General features: G+C 63.5%; 8 protein-coding genes. 7 read left to right on the forward strand and 1 reads right to left on the reverse strand.

The window, feature by feature from the left end; all coding sequences use genetic code 11:
- A partial coding sequence (locus tag Q0C59_RS15420; protein WP_291217022.1) for a YdiU family protein occupies window positions 1-998 on the reverse strand: 998 nt, incomplete at its 3' end.
- A 137-nt stretch (window positions 999-1,135) separates the two neighbouring features.
- Between Q0C59_RS15420 and Q0C59_RS15425 the strand changes: the two genes are divergently transcribed.
- From Q0C59_RS15425 to Q0C59_RS15455, 7 genes are all read left to right on the forward strand, one after another.
- Complete coding sequence (locus Q0C59_RS15425) at window positions 1,136-2,779, forward strand: 3-(methylthio)propionyl-CoA ligase (protein WP_291217024.1); 1,644 nt, start codon at window positions 1,136-1,138, stop codon at window positions 2,777-2,779.
- Between the two features lie 131 nt (window positions 2,780-2,910).
- Entirely contained in the window at window positions 2,911-4,143 is a 1,233-nt protein-coding gene (locus tag Q0C59_RS15430; protein ID WP_291217025.1) for a branched-chain amino acid ABC transporter substrate-binding protein, read from the forward strand.
- A 133-nt stretch (window positions 4,144-4,276) separates the two neighbouring features.
- On the forward strand, window positions 4,277-5,299 hold the full coding sequence (locus Q0C59_RS15435) for a branched-chain amino acid ABC transporter permease (RefSeq protein ID WP_291217028.1): 1,023 nt from the start codon (window positions 4,277-4,279) through the stop codon (window positions 5,297-5,299).
- A 15-nt stretch (window positions 5,300-5,314) separates the two neighbouring features.
- Window positions 5,315-6,598: a branched-chain amino acid ABC transporter permease gene (locus Q0C59_RS15440; protein WP_291217030.1), complete on the forward strand. Its 1,284-nt coding sequence runs from the start codon at window positions 5,315-5,317 to the stop codon at window positions 6,596-6,598.
- On the forward strand, window positions 6,595-7,380 hold the full coding sequence (locus tag Q0C59_RS15445; RefSeq protein ID WP_291217032.1) for an ABC transporter ATP-binding protein: 786 nt from the start codon (window positions 6,595-6,597) through the stop codon (window positions 7,378-7,380). Before Q0C59_RS15440 ends, Q0C59_RS15445 begins: the two co-directional genes overlap by 4 nt.
- A 9-nt stretch (window positions 7,381-7,389) precedes the next feature.
- Complete coding sequence (locus tag Q0C59_RS15450) at window positions 7,390-8,085, forward strand: ABC transporter ATP-binding protein (protein ID WP_291217035.1); 696 nt, start codon at window positions 7,390-7,392, stop codon at window positions 8,083-8,085.
- A 147-nt stretch (window positions 8,086-8,232) separates the two neighbouring features.
- Window positions 8,233-8,939, forward strand: a 707-nt coding sequence (locus Q0C59_RS15455; protein WP_291217037.1) for an enoyl-CoA hydratase/isomerase family protein, incomplete at its 3' end; no start/stop codon positions are given.

The raw sequence follows: 8,939 nt of genomic DNA on the forward strand, positions 1-8,939 counted from the left end.
CGCCGCTGCAGCGCGGCCGGCATCAAGGCCTTGTAGGGCTCCAGGGCGTCGAGCGCCTGCTGCTGTTCGTCCATCAGCGGCAGCAGGGCCTGGCCAAGGGCGAACAGGTTCCAGTAGGCGATGTTGGGCTGCCGGTTGTAGGCGTAGCGCCCGCCGGTGTCGCTGTGGTTGCAGATGTGGCCGGGGACGAAGGCGTCGAGAAACTGGAACGGACCGTAGTCGATGGTCAGGCCCAGGATGCTCATGTTGTCGGTGTTCATCACACCGTGGCAAAAGCCCACGGCCTGCCACTGCGCGACCATCCCGGCGGTGCGCGCACTCACGGCTTCGAGCAGCGCGGCATACGGGTTGCCCGGCGCCTCGCGGCAGGCGGGGTAGAAGTGGTCGATGACGAAATCAGCCAGGATGCGCAGCTGGGCATGTTGACCGCTGTGGGAGAAATGTTCGAAGTGGCCGAAGCGGATGAAGCTGGGCGCCACACGCGTGACCACCGCTGCGGTCTCGATCTCTTCGCGCCGCACCAGGCCGGGTGAGCCGGTGATGCACAGTGCACGGCTGGTGGGGATGCCCAGCGCGTGCATGGCTTCGCTGCACAGAAATTCGCGGATGGAGCTGCGCAGCACGGCGCGGCCGTCGCCCATGCGGGAGTAGGGCGTGAGCCCGGCGCCCTTGAGCTGGATTTCCAGCGGACCGGACGGCCCGGGCAATTCACCCAGCAGGATGGCACGGCCATCGCCCAACTGTCCCGCCCAGTGGCCGAACTGGTGACCGCTGTACACGCTGGCCAGCGGCCGCATGCCGGGCAGTACCGCATTGCCGGTGAAAGCCTGCAGGGCTTCGTCGCCCTGCATCCAGGCGTCATCGAGTCCGAGTTCGCGTGCCACTGCGTGGCTCTGGCCGACCCAGTGCGGATCGGGCAGGGGGGTGGGGCGCAGTTCGGTGTGGAAATCGGGGCCGAGATCGGCGAAGCGGTGGGTCCAGGCCAAGGGGAAACTCATGCGCTTGATTGTCACCGAGACGACTTGCACCCACTGCCTTCCGGGCTATCCGGGCCAACCCGGGTGGGGTATCGCAAGCGTCTGCGGCATGATCGGCCGATTGTTCGGATCCACCATAACCACACCGGAGATTCCCCATGCTCGGCCAGATGCAAAGCCAACCTCTTTTGATTTCGACACTGATCGTGCACGCCGAGCGGCACCACGCCAGCGGCGAGATCGTCTCCCGCCGGGTGGAGGGCGACATCCACCGCAGCAACTGGGGCCAGATCGCCGTGCGCTCGCGCAAGGTGGCCAATGCGCTGAACGCGCTGAACCTGAGCTTTGGTGACCGCGTGGCCACACTGGCCTGGAACGGCTACCGCCACCTGGAGCTGTATTTCGGCGTCAGCGGCACCGGCCATGTGCTGCACACCCTCAACCCGCGCCTGCACCCCGACCAGCTCACCTGGATCGTGAACCACGCCGAGGACAAGGTCATCTGTTTCGACATGACCTTCCTGCCGCTGGTCAAGGCGGTGGCGGCGAAATGCCCCACGGTCAAGCATTGGATTGCACTGTGCGACGCTGACAAGCTGCCCGCCGACAGCGGCCTGCCCGGCCTGCAGAGCTACGAGGCGTGGATTGCCGACCAGCCCGACACCTACCACTGGCCCACGTTCGACGAAAACTCGGCCTCAAGCATGTGCTACACGAGCGGCACCACCGGCAACCCCAAGGCCGCGCTGTATTCGCACCGCTCCACCATCCTGCACGCGTTCACAGCCGCGTTGCCCGACGCACTCAGCCTGAGCGCGCGCGACAGCGTGTTGCCGGTGGTGCCCATGTTCCACGTCAACGCCTGGGGTCTGCCGTACTCGGCCGCCGCCACCGGCTGCAAGCTGGTGTTTCCCGGCCCGGCGATGGACGGCAAGTCGATCTACGAATTGCTGGAAAGCGAAAAGGTGACCATGGCCGCGGGCGTGCCCACGGTGTGGCAGATGCTGCTGGGCCACCTGCAGGCCAACAACCTGAAGTTCAGCACGCTCAAGGGCACCGTGATCGGTGGCTCGGCCTGCCCGCCCGCCATGATGAAGGCCTTCAACGACCAGTACGGCGTGGCCGTGATCCACGCCTGGGGCATGACCGAGATGTCGCCGCTCGGCACGGTGTGCTCGTTGAAGAACGCGCAAATGGCGCTGCCCGCCGAAGAGCAGCACAAGATACTGCTCAAGCAGGGCCGCGCGGTGTACGGCGTGGACATGAAGATCGTCGACGAGGCGGGTGAAGAGCTGCCGTGGGACGGCAAGAGCTACGGCGACCTGCTGGTGCGTGGCCCGTGGATCATTGCGAGCTACTACAAGGGCGAGGGCGGCGACCCGCTGCGCTACGACGCGCAGGGCCAGGGCTGGTTTCCCACCGGCGACGTGGCCACCATCGATCCCGACGGATTCATGCAGATCACCGACCGCAGCAAGGACGTGATCAAGTCCGGCGGCGAGTGGATCAGTTCGATCGACGTGGAGAACATCGCCATGGCCCACCCGGCCATCGCCATGGCGGCCTGCGTGGGCATGCGCCACCCCAAGTGGGACGAGCGTCCCATCGTGGTCGTGGTCAAGAAGCCGGGCGCCGAGGTCACCCGCGAGGAATTGCTGGCGTTCTTCGAAGGCAAGACCGCCAAGTGGCAGATCCCGGACGACGTGGTGTTTGTCGACGCGATCCCGCTGGGCGCCACCGGCAAGATGCAAAAAATGACATTGCGTCAACAGCTCAAGGACTACGTGTTGCCTGGCATCTGAGGCCCGCCGACGCCTTGTTTTTTCGATGAAAGTCGCCAGTGCGATACCCCCTAGGGGGTATCCCTGAGTGCTGCACCGCAACAGGCTTGTAAGCTGCATGCGCGACTTCCCCAAACCATCGGAGACAGACAATGCACTTCGCCATCAAGAGCCTCACCGCAGCCACGCTGCTCGCTTGCGCACTCGGCGCACACGCCCAGAAAGGCGAGACCGTCAAGATCGCCCTGATCGACCCGCAGACCGGTTTGATGGGTCCTGTGGGCAACAACCAGCTCAAGAGCTGGCAGTTCTTTGCCGAGAAATTCACCCAGTCCAACCCGGCCGGTGTGAAGTTCGAAGTGATCGGCTTCGACAACAAACTCAGCCCCGCCGAGAGCCTGAACAACTTCAAGGCTGCACTCGACCAGGGCGTGCGCTACATCGCCCAGGGCAACGGTTCTTCCGTGGCCGGAGCGCTGATCGACGCGGTGAGCCGCCACAACGAACGCAACCCCGGCAAGGAAGTGATCTTCCTGAACTACGCCGCGGTTGACCCCGACTTCACCAACAGCAAGTGCAACTACTGGCACTTCCGTTTTGACGCCGACACCTCCATGAAGATGGAGGCCATGACGACCTTCATGAAGGACCAGCCGGACGTCAAGAACGTCTACCTGCTCAACCAGAACTACTCGCATGGCCAGCAGGTCGCGCGCTTTGCCAAGGAAAACCTCTCGCGCAAGCGCCCCGACGTGAAGATCGTCGGCGAAGACCTGCATCCGCTGGCCCAGGTGCGCGACTTCGCACCCTACGTGGCCAAGATCAAGGCTTCCGGTGCCGACACCGTGATCACCGGCAACTGGGGTTCCGACCTCGCGCTGCTGATCAAGGCGGCCAACGAAGGCGGCTACAACGGCAAGTTCTACACCTACTACACCGGCGTGACGGGCACCCCCACCGCGTTGGGCACGGGTGGCGAAGGCCGCGTGTTCCAGGTGGCCTACCAGCACTACAACATGGGCGGCCAGATGGGCAAGTGGGCCGACGAGTTCAAGGCCAAGTACAAGGACGACATGTACACCGGCGCCATCCCATTGGCTTACATGGCCGTTTCCGAAGCCATGGCCAAGGCCAAGTCGACCGACCCGGTGAAAGTGGCGGCTGCCCTGGAGGGCCTGAAGTTCAAGGGCTTCAACGGCGAAGTGGAAATGCGCAAGCTGGATCACCAGTTGCAGCAGCCGCTGTTCGTTGCGGTCTGGCAAAAGGCCGGTGGCAAGTTTCCGTACAGCCCGGAGAACACCGGCATGACGCTGGCCCCTGTGAAGGAATACCCTTCCTACATCTCCAGCACACCCACCAGCTGCCAGATGAAGCGCCCAGGCTGATCGACTGCGACGCCGCGCACGAATCCGGTTTCGTGCACGGTGCTTGCCTTGGGTAGAACCAGCGCCGTTTCAGGCGCTGGTTTGTTTTCAACGTGCTCCGACGGCTGACACACCAGCCACGAAAGGCGAACTCATGGAGTTCTTCATCATCTCCATGCTCAACGGCATCAGCTACGGTCTGTTGCTGTTCATGTTGAGCTCGGGGCTGACCCTCATCTTCAGCATGATGGGCGTCCTCAATTTTGCGCACGCCAGTTTCTACATGGTGGGCGCCTACATGGGCTACACGCTGTCCAGCTGGATCGGCTTCTGGCCGGCGTTGATCGTCGCCCCGGTGCTGGTGGGGGTGATGGGTGCGATGGTCGAACGCCTCGCACTGCGCAAGGTGCACAAGTTCGGCCATGTGCCCGAGCTGCTGGTGACCTTCGGTCTGTCCTACATCCTGCTCGAGGTGGTGCAACTGGTCTGGGGCCGCACCGCGGTGGACTTCGCGCCACCCGAAGTGTTGCGCGGCCCGGCTTTCACCTTGGTGCACCTGGCCGACGACTCGCTGCAAATGGTCTGGGGTGCTGCTTCCAGTGAGGTGTGTTCCGCTGCGAACGTGATCTGCTCGCCGTTTCCCGCCACGCGCGGCTTCATGATGCTGGTCGCCCTGTTCATGCTGCTGGCGCTGTGGCTGCTGCTCACGCGCACCCGCATCGGTCTGGTGATCCAGGCCGCACTCACCCACCCCGAAACCGTGGAGAGCCTGGGGCACAACGTGCCGCGCGTGTTCATGCTTGTGTTTGGCGCCGGTACAGGTTTGGCGGGTCTCGCTGGCGTCATTGGCGGCAGCACTTTCGTCACCGAACCGGCCATGGCCGCCACGGTGGGTTCGGTGATCTTCGTGGTGGTGGTGGTCGGCGGCATGGGCTCGCTCTCGGGCGCGTTCCTCGCCTCGCTGCTCATCGGCGTGATCCAGACCTTTGCCGTGGCCTTCGACTATTCCTTCATCAACCTCGCGCAGCAACTCGGCATTGAACTCTCGGATGCGGCCAAGAACAACGAGATCGTCAAGCTCACGCTGTCCCAGGTGGCGCCGATCCTGCCGTATCTGTTCCTGGTGCTGATCCTGATCTTCCGCCCCAAAGGCCTGCTCGGCACGCGAGAGGGCTGACCCGACATGACCAACATGCACAACCCCAACACCGGTTTCAACAAAGGCCGGGTGATCGTCTGGTCCCTGTTCGCCCTGGCCCTGCTGGTCGCACCTTTTGTGTTCACCAGCAACCTTGCAGTGACCATGCTCTCGCAGATGGGCATCGCCATCATTGCCTGCCTGTCCTACAACATCCTGCTGGGGCAGGGCGGCATGCTCAGCTTCGGCCACGCGGTCTACACCGGGCTGGGCTCGTATGTGGCCATGCACGCGCTCAACGCCGCGTCCGACGGGCAACTGCCGATCCCCGTGATCATGCTGCCCCTGGTGGGTGGTTTGGCGGGCCTGTTCTTTGCCGTCCTGTTCGGCTACGTCACCACCAAGAAAGCCGGCACCACATTCGCCATGATCACGCTGGGCGTGGGTGAACTGGTGTTTGCCATGTCGCTGATGTTTTCCGACTTCTTCGGGGGTGAAGCGGGTGTGTCGGGCAACCGGGTGGTGGGTGAGGCCGTCATGGGCATCACCTTCGGCCCGCCGCGGCAGGTGTATTTCCTGATCGCGGTCTACACCTTCGTCTGCGTGGGCCTCATGTTTGCGTTCACGCGCACACCGCTGGGCCGCATCCTGAACGCCGTGCGCGACAACCCGGAGCGGGTGGAATTCATTGGCTACAACACGCAGAAGGTGCGTTACCTGTCGTTCATGATCGCGGGCTTCTTCGCCGGCATCGCGGGCGGTCTGGCGTCGCTCAACTTCGAAATCGTCACGGCCGAGGTGGTTGGTGCCGGACGCTCGGGTGCCTATCTGCTGTTCACCTTCCTTGGCGGCGCCACCATTTTCTTTGGTCCCATCATCGGCGGCGTGCTCATGGTGCTGGCCTCGGTGTTGTTGTCGGAGCTGACCAAGGCCTGGCTGCTCTACCTCGGCCTGATCTTCCTGTTCATGGTGATGTACGCCCCGGGCGGCGTGGCCAGCCTGATCATGATGAACGTGCGCGTGGCGGCCTACGGCTTGCTCAAGCGCGTGCTGGGCAGCTATGCGCTGCTCACGCTGTTCGGCGTGGTCATGTTCGCCGGCGCCGGCGCCATGATCGAGATGATGTACCACCTGCAACTCAATGCCGGGCAAGACACGCTGCTGCGTTTCTTCGGCGTGGATCTTGACGCCAAGAGCGCGCTGAGCTGGGTGGGCTCGCTGGTGGTGCTGGCGGTCGGCTTCGCCTTGTTCGAGTGGGTGCGCCGGCGCTTCATGCGCCAGTGGCACGACATCCAGGTAACGATTGAAAAACTCATCCAGCAACGGGAGGCAGCATGACCACGGTGGAAAACACACCGGCACTGGAGCTGCGCGACCTGCGCAAAAGCTTCGGCAAGACCGACATCATTCGAGGCGTCAACCTGGCCGTGAATCCAGGCGAGCGCGTGGCCATCATCGGCCCCAACGGCGCGGGCAAGTCCACGCTGTTCAACCTGATCTCGGGCCGCTTCGAGCCCAGCAGCGGCGACGTGATGCTGGGCGGCCAGCGCATCAACGGCCTGAAGCCTTTCGAGATCAACCGGCTGGGCCTCTCGCGCAGTTTCCAGATCACCAACATCTTCCCCAAGCTCAGCGTGTTCGAGAACCTGCGCTGCGGTGTGCTCTGGAGCCTGGGCTACAAGTACACCTTTCTGAAGTTCCTCGCGAATCTGAAAGACGCCAACGACCGTGCTGAAGAACTCATGCGCATGATCCACCTGGAGCGCAAGCACGACACACTGGCCATGAACCTGACCTACGCTGAACAGCGCGCACTGGAGATCGGCATCACCATTGCCGGTGGCGCGCAAGTGATCCTGCTGGACGAACCCACCGCCGGCATGAGCAAGAGCGAGACCAGCCGCTTCATCGAACTGATCCGCGAAGTGACGGTGGGCAAGACGCTGCTGACCGTGGAACACGACATGGGCGTGGTGTTCGGCCTGGCCGACCGCATTGCCGTGGTGGTGTATGGCGAGGTGGTCGCTTTCGACACACCCGAGGCCGTGCGCGCCAACCCGCGCGTTCAAGAAGCTTATTTGGGCTCGGTGCTGGCGGATCAACAGGCTGCGGGCCACTGAGGACACACCATGCTGGACATACAAGACCTCCACGCCTACTACGGCAAGAGCCACGTGTTGCACGGGGTGCAATTTTCGGTCGGCAAGGGCGAGATCGTGGCCCTGCTCGGGCGCAACGGATCGGGTCGCTCGACCACCGCCAAAGCCATCATGGGCCTGGTGGATTCCACGGGCAGCGTCAGTTGGCAGGGCAAGCCCATCCTGGGCAAGAAGCCGTTCGAGATTGCGCACCTGGGCATTGGGCACGTGCCCGAGAACCGAGACATCTTTCCCAAGCTCACCGTGCACCAGAACCTGCAGCTCGGCCAAAAGGGCAAGGGCATCGGCGCGCGCTGGAGCTTTGACGACATGTACACCATGTTCCCGCGCCTGAAGGAGCGAGAGCACACCGAGGCCGGCGTGCTCTCGGGCGGTGAACAGCAGATGCTCACGCTCTGCCGCACCCTCATGGGCGACCCCGACCTCATCATCATCGATGAGCCCACCGAGGGTCTCGCACCCAAGATCGTGGAGCTGGTGGCCGAGTACCTGCAGACGCTGAAAAGCCGGGGCGTGTCGGTGCTGCTGATCGAACAGAAGCTCACCATCGCGCTGAGCATTTCCGACCGCGTGCTGGTGATGGGGCACGGCAGCATCGTGTTTGAGGGTACGCCTGAAACGCTTCGCGCAGATGCCCAGATTCGCAAGGAATGGCTTGAGGTGTGAGGCCACAGCTATCTGACTCGCTGGCGACAAGTGGCCCTTGCGGCAGCGCAGCAAGTTTCTAGAATCGAACGATCGTTCTTTTTCAGGAAGAACATCACAGTCAATGCCCCCGGGCACCCGCTTTCCGCCAACAACGAAGGAGATTCCATGACCGCTGAGTACCAGGTCCACGGCGATGTCGCCGTCATCACCATGAACAACCCGCCGGTCAACGGTCTGGGTCTCTCCACCCGCCAGGGCATTGCCGCCGGTCTGGAAAAGGCGGAAGCCGATGCTGCCGTGAAGTCCATCGTGATCACCGGCGCCGGCAAGGCGTTTTCGGGTGGTGCAGACATCCGTGAATTCGGCTCGCCCAAGGCGCTGGCCGAGCCCAATCTGCTGTCCGTGATTCTGGCCGTGGAGAACACCTCCAAACCCGTCATCGCAGCCATCCACAGCGTGTGCATGGGCGGTGGCCTGGAGCTCGCCTTGGGCTGCCACTACCGCATTGCCGCACCCGGCACCAGCGTGGCGCTGCCCGAAGTGAAGCTCGGCCTGATCCCTGGCGCCGGCGGCACACAGCGCCTGCCGCGTGCCCTGGGTGTGGAGCCCGCGCTCAACATGATCGTGAGCGGCGAGCCGGTGAAGAGCGAGATGCTCGCCATGCTGCCGGGCCAGAAACTGTTCGACAAGATGGCCGCCTCTGCCGAGAGCCTGGCCGCAGAAGCCTTGGCGCTGGCGCGCGAGATGGCCGCCAAACACGCCGATGGCAGCGCGCTGCCCAAGGTGCGCAACCTGCCGTGCAAGCACCCGCTGGGTGACGCCTACTTCCAGTTCGCGCGCAACATGGTCAAGGGCATGTCGAAGAACTTCCC

The sequence above is a fragment of the Hydrogenophaga sp. genome, from assembly GCF_022844385.1.
In the GTDB taxonomy this organism is placed as follows: Bacteria; Pseudomonadota; Gammaproteobacteria; order Burkholderiales; family Burkholderiaceae_C; genus Hydrogenophaga.

What these genes read in the sequence shown, in the direction of transcription:
- Q0C59_RS15425 (WP_291217024.1), top strand. Translation starts at nt 1,136, where the DNA reads ATGCTCGGCCAGATGCAAAGCCAACCTCTTTTGATTTCGACACTGATC.
- Q0C59_RS15430 (WP_291217025.1), top strand. Translation starts at nt 2,911, where the DNA reads ATGCACTTCGCCATCAAGAGCCTCACCGCAGCCACGCTGCTCGCTTGC.
- Q0C59_RS15435 (WP_291217028.1), top strand. Translation starts at nt 4,277, where the DNA reads ATGGAGTTCTTCATCATCTCCATGCTCAACGGCATCAGCTACGGTCTG.
- Q0C59_RS15440 (WP_291217030.1), top strand. Translation starts at nt 5,315, where the DNA reads ATGCACAACCCCAACACCGGTTTCAACAAAGGCCGGGTGATCGTCTGG.
- Q0C59_RS15445 (WP_291217032.1), top strand. Translation starts at nt 6,595, where the DNA reads ATGACCACGGTGGAAAACACACCGGCACTGGAGCTGCGCGACCTGCGC.
- Q0C59_RS15450 (WP_291217035.1), top strand. Translation starts at nt 7,390, where the DNA reads ATGCTGGACATACAAGACCTCCACGCCTACTACGGCAAGAGCCACGTG.